1 protein-coding gene is annotated in these 525 nt (G+C 58.6%); it reads left to right on the top strand.

What is annotated here, in order from left to right; all coding sequences use genetic code 11:
• Nucleotides 1–129: 129 nt before the first annotated feature.
• A partial coding sequence (locus AC1D15_RS36580) for a hypothetical protein (RefSeq protein ID WP_477829947.1) occupies nt 130–525 on the top strand: 396 nt, incomplete at its 3' end.

Below are 525 nucleotides of genomic sequence, written 5' to 3' on the forward strand. Positions count from 1 at the left end.
GCGTACAGCAGGTTTGATGCAGCCCTCGCTCCTCATCTCGGCTTGGCCCGCTGATGCCAGCACAGCTCGCGCAGCCCTGGCCCATCGCATGAGACGATTGCGCCTGGCTTCAAACGATGTGCATCTCACATGCTGCTGCAACTGCGCAAGATCCGACGACGAATCAAGGAGGCCTGCGAGGACGTTCGCATCCACTACATGTATGCGAAAGCCGGCGTCAAGTTTCGCAAGCCCACCGCCGACGAAAAGCGGCTGGCGATGGGTGTTCGCGATCTCATCGATGCGGGCTTCTCCATGGAGTTCGATGCACGACAAGAGCATTGGATCACGCGCGCCTTTCCTGGCGGAGACTTCGAGATCAAGTACTCGTACAACTACGAGGATGAAAGCAGTCTCGCGAGATTCCTGATGATCACGCGCGTGGAGATTGCCAACGATGTTGCGGGAGCAGAAGAGCTGTTTYGCGACGGCAATGCTTCAAGGGAAACCGGCGCGGCATCCGTCGGCGGCCGCTTTGTCTTCAAG

The organism is Rhizobacter sp. P2_H2 (assembly GCF_056403375.1).